Origin of the sequence: Bacillus sp. JJ783 (assembly GCF_036963225.1) — a bacterium.
Classification (GTDB): Bacteria; Bacillota; Bacilli; order Bacillales; family Bacillaceae_G; genus Bacillus_A; species Bacillus_A cereus_U.
Map to the genome: position 1 here is coordinate 36,250 of NZ_JBALMG010000012.1, position 18,274 is coordinate 54,523.

Here is an 18,274-nt window from a genome sequence, read left to right on the forward strand (position 1 = left end):
TTTTTATTATTTCTATCCCATTTTCATCTGAGAAATATTGCTTCGCTATACTTTCTAAAGTTTCTCCATCTTTCACAACATGAGTTGCTACTTTCTCAGACTGCTTCTTTGATTCAGTCTGAGCTGAATCAAAGAAAATCACTTCAAACGCACTTTTCTCAGCATTATTACTATCACTTTTTACCTGTATATATTTATCCGTATACCATAAGATACTAATAGGTAACAATATGAACAAAAATGTTAACACTCGAACGAAAATGTGATTCATTTTAAACTTTGGTTTTTTCTCTTTATTTCTATGAATTTCACTACGCGGCGGTAAACCTTCATCTTCTTCCACTTGCTCAACTTCTAACTCCTCTTCAAAATCAGGAATTCGTTTTCTCATGTTGTTCACCACCACCTTCCATTTATTTTCTTAATTGGAGCCCCATTATAAAATCAACAAGAAAGTGTGCAAAGATTGTTATAAACAAATTTCCTGTCCACTCGAATACATAACCAAAAACAAAACTAATAAAGCAGACGAAACAAAACAAAAAAGGCTTCGTTATATACCGAATATGTAACACAGCAAAAATTAAACTCGCTATTACAATTCCGAACTGAGTCTGCACTACACCTCTAAATAAAAATTCTTCCGCAAAGCCAATAATAAACGTGATAAAGAGTAAATGCATGACAGAAATTCCTTGAAACATTCTATCGTTAATGCCACCATCATCAAACCAAGATTCTGGAAACACTCGCATTGCAACATAATCTAATAACACAATACAGATCGCTAACAAGCTACCTATTACAAGTATAGAAACCGGTTCCCATTTCCACAAACTATAAACTTCTCTTTTATCTTGAAATAATATATATGCTAGTAAACAACCGATACCAAGAATGATTAGTTGTGTTATGTAGAGATTCAGTCTTATTTCTCTCGGACTCATATCTTCAACATTATGCCTTTGAATGTTCATCATTCCTCCATCTTCCCTAGGCCGAAAAGCTTTTGTAACTCTGTTTCCCAATTATAGTCGAAAACTAACTGTTGCGCTCGTCTTTTTTTATAATCCGTTTTTGTAATACCACAGTAATCACAACAGTTTTCTATCTCTTTTTCTTTTCTATAACCGAATTGTTGTAATAAATATTCACGTCTACATCCTTGAACTTGTATCCATGACTTCATATTTTCTAGCTCACTATATTTATTACGCAGTCTCACTTCCACTTCCGCTATTAATCTGTGCATTATTTCATCTGACAAGCTCTCTAGCATGAGATTGCGCTGTTGTATGATTCCAAGATGTTCGAGATGATAACGTGTAAAACGCCAATACTGTTCATTAAATCTTGCTGCATTATAACAAATTTCTTCTACATCTTCTAATGGTAATACTTTCGTTTGAAACATTCTTTCTTGTAGTAACGAAAATAAAAATTGTATTTGCGATTTACTTGGTAATTCATCTTCAATGATTGAAATTGGCAAATCGTGATCCAATGGACTACATAATAAAATGGCTATACTCAATTCTCCATCTCTTCCCCCTCTTCCAATTTCTTGTAAATAGGAAGCTACATTTGTCGGATATTGAAAATGAATAATATATCTTGTATTCGCCTTATTTACCCCCATCCCAAAAGCACTTGTACATATTACAATTTGCAACTGGTCATTCATAAACTGTTGTTGAATTAACATACGCTCTTCATGTTCCATACCACCATGATAAAAAGCTACACCTGTAATTCCTTTTCCTCTTAAATACTCGGTTAAACGCTCGGTCCAGGCCCTACTTGAACAATAAACAATACCAGGCCCTTGCAAATACATTACATGCTCAAAAAGCGCCTCTTTTTTTTCTTCTATTGTTTCCACAAATTGCACTTCCATCGCAATATTTGGACGATCAATTGAGTACACATGCTCAGCGATATTTTTTAGATTTAAACTTTCCGCTATATCTCGCAGTACATCCTTTGTCGCAGTTGCTGTTAATGCTAGTACTGTCGGAGATCCGATACTCTCAATTACTTTATCTAATTTTTTATAATCTGGCCGAAAATCATAGCCCCATTGTGAAATACAATGCGCTTCATCTACGACAAATAATGAAATATGAATTTTTTTCAATTCTCTTATTAGAAGTTCCGACTGCAACATCTCTGGCGATACGAAAACAAATTTATAAAAAGATAGCTTTTTCATTGCTTCTCTTTTTTCACTTAACGTCCGAAAACTATTCAATGCAATAACTCGATTTTTCACGACATACTTTAATTGCGTAACTTGGTCTTCCATTAAAGATAATAATGGTGATACAACAAGCACCGTACCCTCTTGCAGAAGCCCCGGAAGTTGATAACACATTGACTTCCCCCTTCCAGTCGGAAGCATTGCTACAACATCTTTCCCTTCCAATAAGTCCGTAATAACTCCTTTTTGCCCCGGACGAAATTCAGAATATCCAAACCACTTATATAAATATTCCTCAAGCTTCATTTATACCCTCCATCCGCGCCAATACAAGACGGACTTCAAAATAAGAGATTTCCTCTCCAACCGCTTGCTTCAACACACGCAATTTACGTGTTTGTAATGCTTCAATTACTTTTGTTACTTTTTCTATTTTTTCTTTTTCCATAAACATCTCAATAGAAAATTCTTTTTCTCGTAAAGCAATTTCTACAAAATGGTCTTCTATCGTGGCAACCTTCAAATTCCGAATTGTTGCTATTTCTTCTAAAGAGCGTCCTTGTTTCCAAAGATTATATGTTTTTTTCGTTGATAAGCTAAATAAATCAGCTTTCTCATTTGGATAAGATATAATTTCAGCTAATAATGGAAACTCATTTTCTTTATTGCGAACTTCTTGAATAAGAAAATGAATTGTACCCCAAAATAAAAAATAAACTCGAAATATATCTTGTTTCGTAATTTCCGCTAATTGTTGTAAAGTACACCCAATACGTTCATACCCAGTTAACCGATATGTTACGATTGTCGCCCCTACTGGATTATTTTTTTGTAAAAGAGTATGCATTTCCATCCATAATCTTTTAGCCAATTCACTTCTCATATATGGTATTCCAGTGAGGAAGCGTTTCACCCACATCATTATTTCTGTATCCTGTTGAATTGGAATGAATTTTGTATTCGCCTGTTGTAAATTCGAAATGGTTTGAACGATTAATGATAATCTCCTCCAAAACGTTTCACCTATTTCACCATAGTGTAAACCATTTAAATACGTCGGAAAGGCAAAGTCACTTTCCCATTTGTTTAACTGCATGTTACCAGCAGTCGTTAACACATATGTATTATCATGTATACCTTGAACTAAATCCGTTCGTAACAACCTTGCAACTTCTTGATCATAATCAGCTCTATTTAATGACTTATAAATCCCAAACAAAAAAGAAATTTGAAACATATTCCCATCTTGTAATGTTTGCGACGATCTCTTTCCTTTTAATAAATAATAAATCGAAGAAACGGTTCTTTCACCATTCAATTGTTTTAAACAATATAATAAAGTATATTGTAGCTGCATTACCGCTTCCACCTCTCTGTCTAACTTCATTCCTTTTTCAATACGATTGCACATTAACTGCTATTCATTTAACTTATCATATTCACACTACATGCTTGTATATATTCTATTGTATCAAACGAAATAACATTTAAGTATTTTGAAAATCTTATGAAATAATTCAAAAATAAGTTGACACTCTAATTGATAAGCATTATCATTATAATTTTATGTTGAAAAGTTTTAAAAACCGTTTTACAATAAGGTTATAATTTTTTGGCGAACTTTTCACATACATATTATCAGGAGGGAAAAAAGATGGCAAAATATACAATCGTTGACAAAGATACTTGTATCGCATGCGGTGCTTGTGGTGCTGCTGCACCAGACATTTATGACTATGATGATGAAGGTATTGCATTTGTAACATTAGACGATAACCAAGGTATCGTTGAAATTCCAGATGTATTAATTGAAGATATGATGGATGCATTCGAAGGTTGTCCAACTGACTCAATTAAAGTTGCTGACGAATCATTTGATGGCGACTCTTTAAAATTCGAATAGTCTTTTATTAACTTCACCCCCCTCATAAGTATGAGGGGGGTGTTTTTCTCTCTTTTTCATTCTCAACAAAAAAACCATTGGCAGCGTAACTGCTAATGGTTTAATATTTTTAAGCATTTTTCATTTTTGTAAATACCCATACTTTCAAGCGTGAAAATAATGCTACAAATACAATTGTTACAACAATTCCTTTAATTACATTAAACGGTAATATCGCCGTTACAATAGTTTGTCGCATAATATCACTAGACATAGCTGGTGAATTTAAAAACCAAGTGTACGCTGGTAAAATAATAAAGTAGTTTAACACACTCATAATAACTGTCATAGTAATTGTGCCTAGCATTAATCCTGTCGTTAAACTTTTTACTGTACGATACTTTCGGAATAAGAATGCTGCTGGACCAATAAATAAACATCCCGCTATAAAGTTTGCTACTTCTCCTACTGGTACTCCCGTTAAACTTCCTTGAATTCCGTAATGCAAAATATTTTTTATCGCTTCTACAATTACACCTGCAATTGGACTAAAAATTATCGCCGCAATTAAAGCTGGCACATCACTAAAATCAATTTTTAAAAATGGCGGAAGCCCTGGGAATGGAAAATCCAACATCATTAGTAAATACGCAATACTACTTAGCATCGCTACACTCACCATCTGCACTACACTGTTTTTTTGTTTCATCTTTCTCTCTCCTTTTCCATCGATCTTCTCATGGAAAGTGGAAAGGTTCTGCTATGCCTATTTTTTCATAGAACGAAAAAACCCTTTGTGATTTACACAAAGGGAGAATTTTAAGGCACATCAAACAGACGTTCAAATACTTATCTTTTTTGAACGCTTGAACCTCCATCTTCTCCCATCCAGACTGTACTGTCGGCTTTGGAATCACACCAAATCCTGCCTTAACGGCTCGCGGGCTTAGAACGAAATTATTAACTGTTCATCACCGCCGGTCGGGATTTTCACCCTGCCCCGAAGATAGACCGATATTCTATTTTCCACTTCATTATACAACAACATGATCGTATTGTGAACAAAAAAAGTGTAACTTATTAAAAATAAGTTATTTATTTTATATTATTAAAGAAGCAATCACTATATTTTACAATACAACCCATATTTTTTATAATTCGGTATTTCTCTTATGAATCCCCTAGTCATATATCGTTAAAAGTGATAAGATGTTGAATTGTTAAGATAAGAACATTTTCTTAGTTATGGAGGAAATGTCATGAAGAAAGATAAAAGACACTCTATTCGAGAAGCAATGAAAAAGAACTTAAGAAAAGAATACTTTTATTTGAAAAAAGAATTACTTTTCTACTGTCCAATTGATCTAGGCACATTCTCAAGAGAGACATACTATGCTACTTTTGACCAAGATGGCATAAGTATTTATCAGTATGATAAAAAAACAGAAAGTAAATTAAAATTGTGTGAGCGTCATCCATGGAAGAGTTGGCATAAGGTAAAAGTTGATCACTATTTAACAACTTCTCAATTTATTTTCCAAGGTGAGCGAAACTGGATTTTATCCCTTTTCCAAAAAGGAAAAGAAGCTCAAAAAATAATTGAAGAACATACATCTTTACAAACGGAAGTTGTTTCCCGTCCTTTTTCCAAGAAACTTCCTGGTTTCCGTTCTGATACACCATTGAATAAATACATCGGTAGCATTTGTTACACTGCACTTATTGCATTTTTATTAAAATGGATGATTCCATTTCAAGCACCACAAATCGCCCTGTATTCTCTTTCAATTGGCTTTATGCTTCTTGGTTTACTTTGTCTTACAATTGGTCTAATCGAACCAACTATCGTACTATTTCGGACAAAAGAAAAAACAAGAACAAAAGTCTTTTACTTATATAGCTACTTAGCTATTTCTGGATTTATATGTGTTTTTATTTTTTGGTAAAAGAAGCCGTCCCAAAAGATCTTTTGGGACGGTTTTTCGTTAGGAATAGGTTGCTCTTATTGCCGCATTTTGTTATTAAGTTGATATAATTTCATTTATTATCGCAATCTTAAATAAGAAGAAAATAAAGCTATTCAAAAGTTATGCTTTGGGGACGTTTCCCTTACTTAACGTATAGTTGTTGATTCGGATAGATTTGCTCTTGTCGCAATCCATTCCTCACTTTAATTTCTTCAACTGTCATACTAAATTTCCGAGCAATGCCAACTAAAGTATCACCTTTTTGTACAACATATAGTGATGATGACACGACTTGATTTTTTTGTTCATTTAAAACAAGCAACGGATTCATCGCATTCCTTTTCTCCATCGTCCATCTCCCTTGATGCACTTCTAAATGTAAATGCGCTCCTCGCGATTCTCCTGTATTCCCTACCTCTCCAATTAGCTCTCCTTTTGAAATGTTATCCCCTTGAACTACATATCTCTTATTTAAATGCGCATAAACAGCCTCATATTCTCCATGTTTAATAAACACAACATTTCCATAACTACTTGAAAAATAAGACTTTGTCACCTTACCATTTTGAATAGCTGCAACAGGCGTTCCAATAGGCGCAGCTATATCAATACCATAGTGTTTCCCATGTCTTGTCCCAAAATAATCACTTAGCTGTCCATCAACAGGCCATATCCACTGATTCTCTTCAGCGTAAACATGTAATTGAGATAAAAATAATATACTCAATATCACCACGCCACATTTTAACGCTTTCATATACATCCTCCGTTTTCTAATAACCGTCATACCTTCTCTATTGTGGGATATTACAGAAAAAAGTATACAAAAAAAGAAAGTGAATTACTCCACTTCCTTCTCTTCTTTATTACGAAAAACAAGTGCACTGCGGTTATATTCCACATCTTTCACTTGTAAACGTGCATTTATTACTCTAGCAAGCGCAAATAAATAATCAGATAGCCTATTTACATACTTTAGAACAATTTCATTGGTTTCTCCTTCTTTTTGCAAGGACACTATACAACGTTCTGCTCTTCTTATAACTGTACGTGCAATGTGTAGTGCAGCCGATACCTCGCTACCGCCTGGTAAAATAAAACGCTCTAACGGCGGCGCTTCTTCTGTATACGAATCAATTCGTCTCTCTAAATACTCGACCATCTCTATCGTTACTTTATAAGGGATTTTCTTCTCTACTATTGCTAAATCCCCTCCACAATCAAATAGTTCATGTTGAATATTTTCAAGTTCGTTATAAATGTTACGAAAACATTCCTCTTGCAATTTAGACATGGCATATCCGATATGAGAATTCGCCTCATCAATTGTGCCATAAGCTTCTACACGTATATGATCTTTATCCACTCGGCCACCTATGACACTCGTTTCCCCTTTATCACCTGTTTTTGTATAAAGTTTCATTTCATTATGGCACCTCTCTTTTTATTTTCATTCTGATTATTAAAGAAAAAAACTCTACCATTCTTTATTTAATTGCACTTACAAAAAAATAAAAAACAGTAGAGCTTTTATTCATGATTACCTAAAAAAACATATATATCTAAATTATACGATTTGGTAAATATACAGAGAATATAGTTCCTTCTCCAACGACACTTGATACAGAAATCTTCCCGTCATGACCTTGAACAATATTTTTAGCAATCGCAAGCCCAAGTCCTGTACCAACTTTTTTCCCGCGCGTTCTCGCTTTATCAGCTTTATAGAATCGATCGAACAAGAACGGAATATCTTCTTCTGGAATACCAGCACCTGAATCTCGCACTTCGAAAGTAAGGCCACTATTTTTCGTATTAATTACAAGTGTAACATGGCCACCTGCATTTGTATGGCGGATTGCATTATCAATTAAATTCGTCAATACCTGTTCCATACGGTCTGCATCAAACGGATATTGTTCAATTGGACTTTGGAAATCCACTGTTAATTGGACTTCTTTATCCTTTGCAATCCCCTGGAATTTACGGCCAATTTTTTCGACAAATGGATGAATATCTACTTCACCTATATGTAACTCTACATGCCCACTTTCCATACGGGCTAAATCTAATAACTCATTTACAAGTTTACCTAAACGAACAGATTCATCATAAATAATTTGAACAAACTCATTAATTTCTTCTTTCGTTTGCACAATATCATCTAAAATTGCTTCACTATATCCTTGAAGCATTACCATCGGTGTACGAAGTTCATGTGATACATTCGCAATAAAGTCTTGACGCATTTTCTCAAGACGACGCTCCTCCGTCATATCTCGCAATACTGCTACAGCTCCGCGAATTTTTGTTTGATTGTAAAGCGGTGTCATAAGAACTACGTAGTTACCTTTTTGTAAATTAATTTCAAAAACTTGTTGTTGCTCACTTTCTACAACGAGATGGAATAGTTCAACAAGTTCAGAAGGCAATTTTTTACTTAACTCTACTTCTTTTTCTTCTTGCCAAACTTGTAAGAAGTGTTCTGCCGGTGGGTTGATAACAACAACTTCACCTTCTTGGTTTAACGTAATAACACCATCTGCCATACTACTCAAAATGCTAGCTAACTGCTCCTTTTCTTGCTGCAGGGCATTCATATTAAACTTCAACTGTTTCCCCATTTGATTTAAAGCAGTTGCAAGTTCACCAATTTCGTCCTGCGACACCATAGGGGCTTTCGTATCAAATTTACCGCGCGCTACCTCAAATGCAACCTCACGCATTTTACGGAGCGGTGCCGTAATTCGAGTAGATAAGAAAAATGCAAAGAAAGTTGTTAAAATAATCGCAATCCCGGCTGATAAGAAAATAAAATCAGTCGTTCTCTCCATACCTTGTATTGGAACTTGCAATGATTCATATACAAACACTGCACTTTGATTTTTTGACTGTACTGGTTTCCCGACGATCATAATATCATTTTCAGTATTTTTATTTCTCCTACTATTGGAAGCTTTTCTAATATTATTCTTAATATCCTTTTTATCTGTAAAAACAGCTGCTAATTCTTTATCATTTTTCAAATCATCTATTGTAAGAGTAACTAATCCTTCTTGTTTCGGCGAAGAAGAAATTTCCTTACCATCTTCTACAATGATAATCCTTGAAAGTGGATCAGAAAATTTGTAAGCAATATCCTCAATCGTTTTTACATCGGCACCTTCTTCAATTAATTCCGTGACACTTGTTGCAACTTTCTGAAGCCTAGCTTCACTCATATCAACATAATACGTTCTAAAAAACTGTGAAAGTAAAATAGCAACAAATCCAAGAACAAACGAAACGAGAAGTAATATGGTCATCCATAACTTCCCTACTACACTTCTCCAAAGCATCAGTCGTTCACAACCTCAAACTTGTAACCAACGCCCCAAACGGTAACAATCATCTTCGCTGCATCTGGTGATTGTTTACTTAACTTTTCACGTAAACGCTTTACATGCGTATCAACTGTACGTAAATCTCCGAAGAACTCATATTGCCATACTTCTTTTAACAATTGCTCACGGTCAAAAACTTTATCCGGAGCTTTCGCTAAGAATAATAGTAATTCATATTCTTTCGGTGTTAAGTTTACTTCATTGCCATCCGCTGTAACACGGTGCGCATCATTATCAATTGTTAAATGAGGGAACACAGTAACATCTTTCGTCGTTGTATCTTGTGTAAAGAATGTCGTTGGTACAGCGCGGCGTAATACCGCTTTCACACGAAGTACTACTTCACGCGGGCTAAACGGCTTTACGATATAATCATCAGTTCCAACTTCAAACCCTTGCACCCTATTTACTTCCTCACCTTTTGCTGTCAGCATAATAATTGGCGTCGCTTTCTTTTCACGAATCCCTTTACACACTTCGATACCATCTTTACCAGGCATCATAATATCCAATAGGATTAAATCATAATCATTTTGTAACGCCATTTCTAAAGCTGTATCACCATTATCCGCTTCTTCAATTGTGTATTGCTCTCTTTCTAAATACATCTTTAATAAACGACGAATACGATCCTCATCGTCTACAATTAAAATTCTTGATTCATTTTCCATTTCTACCCGCTGCGTATTTTTACCACAACGGTTTACACCTACCCTTCTACAATATAATGTTGCACCTATCCTCGTTTAATTAAGCATCTTTTAACGTTCCACTTCCCATATTATGCTTCACAAGAATAATAAAGTTTGTTCATTTTTTTTCCAAAACTATGTATTTTTTTTGAACAGTATATTTGGTCCTCGACATCATTTTACAGAATCAACCACTACTTTGTCATGTTTTTCTCAAAAAAGAAGAAAAGTTGACAAAAATAAAATAGGAAAGTGACATACACTCTCCTATTTTATTTCTCTATGCATATGAATGTAAACCCGCGATAATTAAGTTTACTACAATAAAGTTAAACATAATGATTGCAAAACCAATTACTGCAAGCCAGGCGGATTTTTCTCCATGCCATCCTTTAGATAAACGTAAATGTAATACCGCAGCATAAAAGAGCCAAGTAATAAGCGCCCAAACTTCTTTTGGATCCCACCCCCAAAAGCGCGTCCAAGCAATTTGAGCCCAGATCATTGCAAAGATTAACGCTCCTAATGTAAACACTGGGAATCCTATCGCAATAGAACGATATCCGATTTCATCTAATAAATCACTATTCGTATTCTTTACTAACGGCTGAAGTGCAGCTGACACTCGCTTACGTAAAACAAGTCTTAATACAATATAAAGTAGTGTTCCGACTAACACTGACCAAATAACAGTATTTAATTTTTTCGCATTTACAATCGCTGGGACTTCCACCGCCGGTTCTAATTTATTTTCCGTCATTAATTTCCCTTCATGCGGTCCAACTAAAGCAGGGAGATTATACTTCATCTCAACTTGTTGTTCATTTTTATCAATCCATTGAAACTTCGCTTCGTATTTCATACTAGAAAATACCGTTGTTACTCCAATAAATCCAACTGTACAAACAAGTGTGAAAACTACTGTCTCTAACCAAAATGTACGCTTACTTCTTGTTGATTGATCTACATTTTTCAGTAAATACATTACGCCTGTAATAAAACTAATTGCTAATATTGCTTGCCCCGCTGCCGCTGTCGTTACATGAATATGTAGCCAATTACTCTTTAAAGATGGGATAAGCGGCGAAATTTCTCTCGGGAACATACTTGCATAAGCGATTAATAAAAGAGCTACCGGTAAAGCAAATAAACCAATAATACTTACACGATAGACAAAGTACATAATGATAAAAGCTCCCACAAGCATCATGCCGAAAAATGTACCAAATTCAAAAAAGTTACTAACTGGTGCATGTCCTGATGCGATCCATCTTGTAACAAAATATACTATTTGCGCAATAAATCCTAAAATTGCTATAGTTATACCTACATTTGCCCACTTATGACCTTTTTCTTTAATTGCTCCTCCAAAAAATAAAGTTGCAATTAAATATAAGATGAACGCGGCGAACAGAAAATTACTGCTTATTTGTACCATATCGTTTCCCCACCTTAACTAATTTTTTTATCATTCATTTTATCGTGTGGTTGTGGAATCGCTGTTCCTTCTAGTACTCTTTCAATATCTTTCTTTAAGCCGAACCAATTTTTATTCGTATGGCCTGCAACCCACCATTCATCATTAACACGTTGTATCCAAATACGGCGATGGTTCCAATACATACCTTGAATCACACCAACCATAAATATAAATCCTCCAATACCGAGAATCCAAAGCGTCAAATCTTTTCTTACTGTAAGAGCTGTTGCATTTTGCATTTCCACACCTGCAAATGACATTTTATATTTATTATTCCCGTCAGGCTCTATGTTTTGCTGAATACCGACGAAACTAACTTCACCATCTGGTGTTTCTGGGGTAAACATTTTAAAGACGAATGCAGGATTATTCGGTAATTTCGTTTTCGTATTCGGCCTTCCATTCTCATCAAAATAAAAATCAGGAAAATAGCTTAATAGTTCTAGAGAATACCCATTTCCTAAATCATATTTTTCTGTAGGATTCGCTAAATCTACTTTAATCGGTCCCCACTTTTGATTATTTTCTTTGTTTTGCAAATGGAAAGACATGCTTTTAAACTCACTTTCTTTGTAATCCACTTGATAAACAGCAAATTGATCAAATTTCAGTGGCTCATTCACTCGAATTTCAGCTTCTTTTACCTTTTCTAATTTTGGTTTTTGACCCGCTATATTTTCTCCTACCGCTTTATATAATACAGCATTTGTTTGGAAGTTTTTCGCAATCATTTTATCACCAACACGATCAATTGCTTCATCAAAAACTTCTTTATCCTTACTCTTATCATAAACTTCCTTGATAAACTTTTCGTTTTTCAAATAGTATTGACCATCTGTTCCTGGTATTTCTTTCGTTTCACCGTCACGTAACCAAAGTGCTTCATCTACATACATACTCGGTAAAAAACGTAGCATTGCACCGAATAGAAAGATAATAAGACCAATATGGTTTACATATGGACCCCAACGGGAAAAACGTCCCTTTTCCGCTAAAACGTTCCCGTCTTCCACTTTCACATTATAATTACGTTTCTTTAAATTAATTTGAACTCGTTCTAAGTCACCTTCATGCGGCGTACCAGTCCCGTGCACTCTCTGTCTTTTTAAAAAACTTGGGTGTCTTTTCACCCCTTGTTTTTTTAAAGCTTTATAAAGAGGAATGACACGGTCTAAACTACATATAACAAGTGAAATACCAATGGAAGCAATTAAAATCATGTACCACCATGATCCATATAAATTATTAAATCCTAATTGATAGTATAATTGTCCTAAAAATCCATACTCGGTTTTATAATATTCAGCTGGTTCGATTCCTGGAGTTATGTACATTTCTTGGGGAAAGATAGTTCCTATTGCCGATGCAGCTAAAGTTATTACAATTAACCATACACCTACTTTTACAGAAGAGAAAAAACTCCAAATTTTATCGACTATCGTTTTTGTATGTGTGAGAGATCTCCGGGCACTCCCCTCATATCTCATATCCAATAATTTCATATTTTCATTACTTTCAAATGGTTTCCCACATGCTTCACAAAAAATGGTTCCTATCGGATTAACATGTCCACATTCACACTTAATCTCTTTCAAAGCTCTCACCGCCCTTTTATCTATATGTACTATTGTATATTTCAGCTTAGAGTTACCGCAATACTCAGAATCTTTAAAACGAAGGTGCTATACGTAAGCACCTCTTATGTAAAGGCTTTCTTAATTATGGAGTAATTTTCTTTAAGTACTCTTCCAATTGTTCCTTCGTTTGCTCACCTATAATTTGCTCTACTACTTTGCCTTCTTTATCAATTAAAAAGGTTGTTGGTAATGGGCCTACTCCATATGTACCTATGATCTTTTGCCCTTTATCAATTGCAACTGGGAATTTCAAATCATATTGTTTCACAAAGTTCTTCACTGCGATATCCGTTTCATCTGCATCTAAGGCAATAATTTCAACGCCTTTTTCTTTATATTTCGGGTATAACTCATTCATATAAGGCATTTCTTTTTCACAAGGTTTACACCAAGTTCCCCAAAAATTTAAAAATACACCTTTTCCCTTTAAATCTTTTAATTCAATATTCTTTCCTTCTAAATCAGTTACAACAAAGTTAGGTGCTTCTTTTCCAATTTGCATTTTCTCTTTATCAGTAAAAAATCCTTGATATAGCGTAAACCCTACCGCACCGCTTAAAATGAGCAAAATGATAACACGAAATAATAAGCGATTTTTTTTCATGTTGTCTCCCCTCTCTTCGACGAGTGATAAATATATGTATTTTTTAATAAATCACCAGCGGAGCATTCCACTGGTGAAAGTTTCACAATATAGATTAGCGAGGCTTTGTAGAAGCCAATGCACGTAATTGTTTCACCTCATGTGGTGTCAATTCTCTTGCATCACCAGGACGCAAGCTACCCACTTCTAAAAAGGCATAACGTTCACGTTTTAATTTCATTACTTTACAATCTAACGCTTCAAACATGCGGCGTACTTGACGGTTACGTCCTTCATGAATCGTTAATTGTACAATCGCCATCTCTTTACGCTTGTCCCAAGAAATAATTTTCACTTGTGCTGGTGCTGTTTTCCCATCTTCTAATGCAACACCTCGTTCTAACATGCGAATTTTCTCACCTGTTAATGGCCCTTTAATTTTCGCAACATACGTTTTTTCAACTTTATATCTCGGATGCATTAATACATTTGCAAATTCACCATCATTTGTCATCAATAATACGCCAGACGTATCATAATCTAAGCGTCCGATTGGGAATAAACGTTGTCTAATTTCAGGGAAAAAGTCTGTTACAACATTTCTTCCTTTATCATCTGATACACTTGAAATTACACCAGTTGGTTTATATAGTAAAAAATAAACAGGTTCTTCTTTTTCAAGAGGGATGTTATTTACTTCCACTTTATCTTGAGGAGTTACTTTTGTTCCTAACTCCTTCACTATTTTCCCATTAACTTTCACTTTCCCTTGCTGAATTAATTCCTCAGCCTTTCTTCTCGATGCAATACCTGCTTGCGCAATCACTTTTTGTAATCGTTCCATTTCTTTTTTTCACCTCAAATTTATCTTACCTTACATTAGAAAGACTTGGCAACCGCCTAAGCTTTATGCCATTTACTTCGCCTATCTTTAACAACATAGCAATGATAATAAACGTATAAAGGCTATATCACGTTTTCACCCTTTATTATTATTTACACTTTTTCATGTTGTCCACGATAAAAGTTCACCATTTTGTCAAAAATACCGCATAAAAAAACCACTATTAAACTACACGTTAATAGTGGTCGTATACGTATTATAAGCGAAATAGCGCAAAAAATGAATAGCATTACCGAAACAATAGGGAAACAAACACAATCGAACAAATAATTCCGATTAAATCTGCAAAAAGTCCTACCTTTAATGCATCTCCCATTTTTCTAATACCGACAGCCCCAAAGTATACTGTTAATATATAAAAAGTCGTATCTGTGCTACCTTGCATCGTTGAAGCTAACCTACCAATAAACGAGTCTGGCCCATATGTAGCGATTAAATCGGTCGTAATACTTAAACCAGCAGATCCCGAAATCGGACGTATAAGTGCAAGTGGAACGATTTCGGCTGGTACATGAATAAGGTCTAACATCGGCTTCATTACCGATATCATCGCATCTAAAGCACCTGATGCCCGGAAAATAGAAATAGATACAAGCATTCCAACCATAAACGGCAAAATGGAAACCGCAATTTGAATCCCTTCTTTTCCGCCCTCAACGAACGATTCATACGTTGGAACTTTCTTTATCGTGCCATACAAAAGGATAAAACCAATTACACAAGGAATTACCCATAATGAAATTGTATTTACAATACTCATTTTTTCCGCCCCTTTCTACTCCTTCTCCGGTAAAAATAGCGGTCAATCCAAATCGCTCCAATCATCGATAACACTTGTGCTATAAATGTTACGCCAACGATTTCAGTAGGGTTTGCTGATTCATAAGTCATTCGAATCGAAATGACAGTAGTCGGAATTAATGTAATTGCTGAAGTATTTAATGCTAGAAACGTCACCATAGAACGACTTGCTGAATCCTTTCCACCATTTAACTCTTTCAGTTGTTCCATTGCTTTAATACCTAAGGGTGTTGCTGCATTACCTAACCCAAAAAAGTTCGCCATCATATTTGATAAAATGAATCCCATTGACGGGTGATCCTTCGGTATTTCTGGAAATAATCTTTTTACTATCGGCATAAAAAGTGATACTAACTTCTTTAACAATCCAGCTTCCTCAGCAATTTTCATTAAACCGAGCCAAAATACTAAAACACTAATAAGTCCAATACAAATCGTTACAGCATCTTTTGACCCTTCAAACACTGCTTTGGTCACTTCTTCCATCGTTCCATTTATCATGGCATATACAATCCCTATAACTGCCATCGCTGCCCATACGAGATTAACCATCTATCCCAACACCTATCATGTAAGAGAAGATTTCTTTTACGTTATTCCAATACATTCCCGTTGTAGCTACTAACTTTCGTTTACTGTAAAACAAATTTCGTTCTCCAACCTTCTCGTTCCCTACATAAATTTCTGTCTTCCCAATCTTTACTCCATCCGTAAGTTTTGCACTTTTATCGAGCTCAACTTTCAATAACACATTCTTTCTTTCCTCTTCAGTTAAAGGTGCAGAAAAACTATTTTTCGTATAAACATGGTTGGCATATTTCTTTTCATTTATTTCAGCGAGTGCGCCTTGTCCTAAAACTTTCGTTTGCTTATAGCGTTCAAAGCCTTTATCAAACAAATTCATATGATCATCCCAGTCACTAGAAGCGCTCAAAGTTACGACAATTAAATCTAGTCCATCTTTTGAAGCTGTTGTGACAAGCGTCCGTCCTGCTTTCTTCGTAAAACCTGTCTTTCCCCCTGTTGCAAATTCATAATAAGATGTCACAAGCTTATGTTTATTTTTCCACGGATAATCCCAAGAATCTGATTTATACGTTTTTGTTCCAAAAATTTTCTTAAAGGTCTCGTTCCCCATTGCATATTTCGTTAATAATGCCATGTCATAAGCCGATGAATAATGCGACCCATCCCCATCCAATCCATGCGGGTTTGAGAAGTGCGTATCTTTCATTCCGATTTCTTTCGCCTTTTCATTCATTAAATATACGAACCCTTCTATACTCCCTCCCACATTTTCAGCAATTACTTGTGCTGCATCATTACCAGATCTAAGCATTAATCCGTAAACTAAATCTTCTAACTTCACTTTTTGTCCAGGTTTTAAATAAATTGCCGATCCTTCTACTCGTACCGCTTCATTACTAACCGATACTAACTCTTTCATTTTTCCTGATTCAGCAGCTAACAATGCTGTCATAATTTTTGTTATACTAGCAATTTTTTGTGGCTCATGTTCTAATTTTCCATATAGCACACGACCGGATTGTTGTTCCATTAAGACTGCGTTACGAGCACTGACACCACCGTTCATTTTTGCATATGCAGGAATCGGCATAACGCTTGCGTACATTATAATTAGCGTAATTATTATACAAATTCGTCTCATATTTCCCCCCCACGTCCTTTTGGCACTTTTTGTACAAGTGTATGCTTGGCCTTTTAAAATATGAACGAAATCTTCCTTCCACCTCCACTAAAAAAGACGCATGGGATATGCGTCTAATACGGTGTCCATTCAATTTGTTTCGCACTTTCAAATCTCTTTTCTACATCTGGCCAATTTACAACATTCCACCAATTTTTAACATATTCATCTTTTCGATTTTGATATTGTAAATAATACGCATGTTCCCATACATCCAGTACAAGGAGTGGTATCGTATCCCACTGTGTAAACAATTGATGAAGCGTGCTTTGTAAAATTTCTAACCTTCCTGAACGGGGTACCCATACAAGAATCGCCCATCCTGAACCTTCCACTTTAGAAGCTGCTTCTGTGAAATGCTTTTGAAAACGTAAAAAACTTCCGAAATCTTGCTCAATTTGTTGTGAAAAAGCCCCTCTCGGACTTCCACCACCATCTTTTTTCATGTTATTCCAAAATATCGTGTGTAAGTAATGACCTGATCCATGAAAAGCCGCTTCTCTTTCCCAATGCTTAATTAAATCAAATTGATTTGTTTTTCTCGCTTCTTCCATCATCTTCTCTGCTTTATTTAATCCTTCCACGTAACTACGATGATGTTTATCATGGTGTAACATCATAATTTCTCGTGAAATGTACGGTTCTAGTGCATTATATGGATAAGGTAATGGCGGAAGAGTATGCCCCCCAATCGGAACAGCTCGTTCGCTATCCCCTCTTTCACATAGTTCATATTCCTCTCCTTCTTGCATAAACACTTCCTGTAAATGGTGTTGAATATGTTCTACATCATCACTTATTTCATACATAAACTCGGCATCTGTGTCGTATTCATGCTCTTTCATACGCTCTAATAACGTTTGAATTTTATAAGCAAGCATATGGACATCATACACTTCCATTGCACGGCTATCTAATACTTGAAGAACACTTTCACACCAGCTTTCTACTTCATGAAAGTAATCTGTAAATACACCTTGCTGACTCATGTTACACCTCCTTGATGCTATCCACTTTAACTATATTCAATTAAAATC

Annotated in this window: 19 protein-coding genes and 1 riboswitch; of the genes, 2 read left to right on the forward strand and 17 right to left on the reverse strand. The window is 35.2% G+C overall.

Annotation, left to right across the window (positions count from 1 at the left end; all coding sequences use genetic code 11):
• From V7038_RS03755 to V7038_RS03770, 4 genes are all read right to left on the reverse strand, one after another.
• Positions 1-391: LysM domain-containing protein (locus V7038_RS03755; protein ID WP_335469188.1), on the reverse strand; the 391-nt coding region annotated here is incomplete at its 3' end.
• A 22-nt stretch (positions 392-413) separates the two neighbouring features.
• A complete protein-coding gene (locus tag V7038_RS03760) occupies positions 414-977 on the reverse strand; it encodes a CPBP family intramembrane glutamic endopeptidase (RefSeq protein ID WP_335469206.1) in 564 nt (187 codons plus the stop codon).
• Positions 977-2,506 carry a RecQ family ATP-dependent DNA helicase gene (locus V7038_RS03765; protein WP_002158609.1) on the reverse strand — a complete coding sequence of 510 codons (1,530 nt, stop codon included), beginning with the start codon at positions 2,504-2,506 and terminating at the stop codon, positions 977-979. The genes V7038_RS03760 and V7038_RS03765 overlap by 1 nt, the downstream gene beginning before the upstream one ends.
• The gene (locus tag V7038_RS03770; protein ID WP_002202621.1) at positions 2,496-3,557 is read right to left on the reverse strand and encodes a helix-turn-helix domain-containing protein; all 1,062 of its coding nucleotides are present in this window, start codon (positions 3,555-3,557) and stop codon (positions 2,496-2,498) included. The genes V7038_RS03765 and V7038_RS03770 overlap by 11 nt, the downstream gene beginning before the upstream one ends.
• A 297-nt stretch (positions 3,558-3,854) precedes the next feature.
• On the opposite strand from V7038_RS03770, the gene V7038_RS03775 reads away from it, so the two are divergent.
• On the forward strand, positions 3,855-4,103 hold the full coding sequence (locus V7038_RS03775) for a ferredoxin (RefSeq protein ID WP_001151994.1): 249 nt from the start codon (positions 3,855-3,857) through the stop codon (positions 4,101-4,103).
• Between the two features lie 109 nt (positions 4,104-4,212).
• Here the strand turns inward: V7038_RS03775 and V7038_RS03780 are convergent, their stop codons facing one another.
• Complete coding sequence (locus V7038_RS03780; RefSeq protein WP_002202622.1) at positions 4,213-4,791, reverse strand: ECF transporter S component; 579 nt, start codon at positions 4,789-4,791, stop codon at positions 4,213-4,215.
• A gap of 163 nt (positions 4,792-4,954) precedes the next feature.
• Positions 4,955-5,094, reverse strand: a riboswitch (FMN riboswitch).
• A gap of 247 nt (positions 5,095-5,341) precedes the next feature.
• Between V7038_RS03780 and V7038_RS03785 the strand changes: the two genes are divergently transcribed.
• Positions 5,342-6,028, forward strand: coding sequence for a hypothetical protein (locus V7038_RS03785; RefSeq protein ID WP_002202623.1), 687 nt, complete (start codon positions 5,342-5,344; stop codon positions 6,026-6,028).
• Positions 6,029-6,191: 163 nt separating this feature from the next.
• Here V7038_RS03785 and V7038_RS03790 read toward each other — a convergent pair whose 3' ends face one another.
• From V7038_RS03790 to V7038_RS03845, 12 genes are all read right to left on the reverse strand, one after another.
• Positions 6,192-6,806 carry a peptidoglycan DD-metalloendopeptidase family protein gene (locus V7038_RS03790; RefSeq protein WP_002202624.1) on the reverse strand — a complete coding sequence of 205 codons (615 nt, stop codon included), beginning with the start codon at positions 6,804-6,806 and terminating at the stop codon, positions 6,192-6,194.
• 84 nt (positions 6,807-6,890) lie between these two features.
• Positions 6,891-7,472 (reverse strand): cob(I)yrinic acid a,c-diamide adenosyltransferase, encoded by a 582-nt coding sequence (locus tag V7038_RS03795; protein WP_002149412.1) that lies wholly within the window; start codon positions 7,470-7,472, stop codon positions 6,891-6,893.
• Between the two features lie 139 nt (positions 7,473-7,611).
• A complete protein-coding gene (resE, locus tag V7038_RS03800; protein WP_100246126.1) occupies positions 7,612-9,387 on the reverse strand; it encodes a sensor histidine kinase ResE in 1,776 nt (591 codons plus the stop codon).
• Positions 9,387-10,103 carry a DNA-binding response regulator ResD gene (resD, locus tag V7038_RS03805; protein WP_002158614.1) on the reverse strand — a complete coding sequence of 239 codons (717 nt, stop codon included), beginning with the start codon at positions 10,101-10,103 and terminating at the stop codon, positions 9,387-9,389. The genes resE and resD overlap by 1 nt, the downstream gene beginning before the upstream one ends.
• Positions 10,104-10,404: 301 nt before the next feature.
• Entirely contained in the window at positions 10,405-11,562 is a 1,158-nt protein-coding gene (gene resC, locus V7038_RS03810; RefSeq protein ID WP_070139009.1) for a cytochrome c biogenesis protein ResC, read from the reverse strand.
• Positions 11,563-11,576: 14 nt separating this feature from the next.
• Positions 11,577-13,199: a cytochrome c biogenesis protein ResB gene (gene resB, locus V7038_RS03815; protein WP_070139008.1), complete on the reverse strand. Its 1,623-nt coding sequence runs from the start codon at positions 13,197-13,199 to the stop codon at positions 11,577-11,579.
• Positions 13,200-13,323: 124 nt separating this feature from the next.
• Complete coding sequence (gene resA / locus V7038_RS03820; RefSeq protein ID WP_002064495.1) at positions 13,324-13,845, reverse strand: thiol-disulfide oxidoreductase ResA; 522 nt, start codon at positions 13,843-13,845, stop codon at positions 13,324-13,326.
• A 94-nt stretch (positions 13,846-13,939) separates the two neighbouring features.
• Positions 13,940-14,668: a 23S rRNA pseudouridine(2605) synthase RluB gene (gene rluB / locus V7038_RS03825; protein WP_002201160.1), complete on the reverse strand. Its 729-nt coding sequence runs from the start codon at positions 14,666-14,668 to the stop codon at positions 13,940-13,942.
• Positions 14,669-14,957: 289 nt separating this feature from the next.
• Positions 14,958-15,488: a spore maturation protein SpmB gene (gene spmB / locus V7038_RS03830; RefSeq protein WP_002201161.1), complete on the reverse strand. Its 531-nt coding sequence runs from the start codon at positions 15,486-15,488 to the stop codon at positions 14,958-14,960.
• Positions 15,485-16,081, reverse strand: a complete 597-nt coding sequence (gene spmA, locus V7038_RS03835) for a spore maturation protein SpmA (protein ID WP_002086662.1) — start codon at positions 16,079-16,081, stop codon at positions 15,485-15,487. The genes spmB and spmA overlap by 4 nt, the downstream gene beginning before the upstream one ends.
• Entirely contained in the window at positions 16,074-17,198 is a 1,125-nt protein-coding gene (locus V7038_RS03840; RefSeq protein ID WP_002201162.1) for a D-alanyl-D-alanine carboxypeptidase family protein, read from the reverse strand. The genes spmA and V7038_RS03840 overlap by 8 nt, the downstream gene beginning before the upstream one ends.
• 113 nt (positions 17,199-17,311) lie before the next feature.
• Positions 17,312-18,226, reverse strand: coding sequence for a superoxide dismutase (locus V7038_RS03845; protein ID WP_335469194.1), 915 nt, complete (start codon positions 18,224-18,226; stop codon positions 17,312-17,314).
• Between the last annotated feature and the right edge of the window lie 48 nt (positions 18,227-18,274).

Bases quoted from the DNA above. Each gene is read 5' to 3' on its own strand.
- V7038_RS03760 (WP_335469206.1), bottom strand. From the start codon at position 977: ATGAACATTCAAAGGCATAATGTTGAAGATATGAGTCCGAGAGAAATA.
- V7038_RS03765 (WP_002158609.1), bottom strand. From the start codon at position 2,506: ATGAAGCTTGAGGAATATTTATATAAGTGGTTTGGATATTCTGAATTT.
- V7038_RS03770 (WP_002202621.1), bottom strand. From the start codon at position 3,557: ATGCAGCTACAATATACTTTATTATATTGTTTAAAACAATTGAATGGT.
- V7038_RS03775 (WP_001151994.1), top strand. From the start codon at position 3,855: ATGGCAAAATATACAATCGTTGACAAAGATACTTGTATCGCATGCGGT.
- V7038_RS03780 (WP_002202622.1), bottom strand. From the start codon at position 4,791: ATGAAACAAAAAAACAGTGTAGTGCAGATGGTGAGTGTAGCGATGCTA.
- V7038_RS03785 (WP_002202623.1), top strand. From the start codon at position 5,342: ATGAAGAAAGATAAAAGACACTCTATTCGAGAAGCAATGAAAAAGAAC.
- V7038_RS03790 (WP_002202624.1), bottom strand. From the start codon at position 6,806: ATGAAAGCGTTAAAATGTGGCGTGGTGATATTGAGTATATTATTTTTA.
- V7038_RS03795 (WP_002149412.1), bottom strand. From the start codon at position 7,472: ATGAAACTTTATACAAAAACAGGTGATAAAGGGGAAACGAGTGTCATA.
- resE (WP_100246126.1), bottom strand. From the start codon at position 9,387: ATGCTTTGGAGAAGTGTAGTAGGGAAGTTATGGATGACCATATTACTT.
- resD (WP_002158614.1), bottom strand. From the start codon at position 10,103: ATGGAAAATGAATCAAGAATTTTAATTGTAGACGATGAGGATCGTATT.
- resC (WP_070139009.1), bottom strand. From the start codon at position 11,562: ATGGTACAAATAAGCAGTAATTTTCTGTTCGCCGCGTTCATCTTATAT.
- resA (WP_002064495.1), bottom strand. From the start codon at position 13,845: ATGAAAAAAAATCGCTTATTATTTCGTGTTATCATTTTGCTCATTTTA.
- rluB (WP_002201160.1), bottom strand. From the start codon at position 14,668: ATGGAACGATTACAAAAAGTGATTGCGCAAGCAGGTATTGCATCGAGA.
- spmB (WP_002201161.1), bottom strand. From the start codon at position 15,488: ATGAGTATTGTAAATACAATTTCATTATGGGTAATTCCTTGTGTAATT.
- spmA (WP_002086662.1), bottom strand. From the start codon at position 16,081: ATGGTTAATCTCGTATGGGCAGCGATGGCAGTTATAGGGATTGTATAT.
- V7038_RS03840 (WP_002201162.1), bottom strand. From the start codon at position 17,198: ATGAGACGAATTTGTATAATAATTACGCTAATTATAATGTACGCAAGC.
- V7038_RS03845 (WP_335469194.1), bottom strand. From the start codon at position 18,226: ATGAGTCAGCAAGGTGTATTTACAGATTACTTTCATGAAGTAGAAAGC.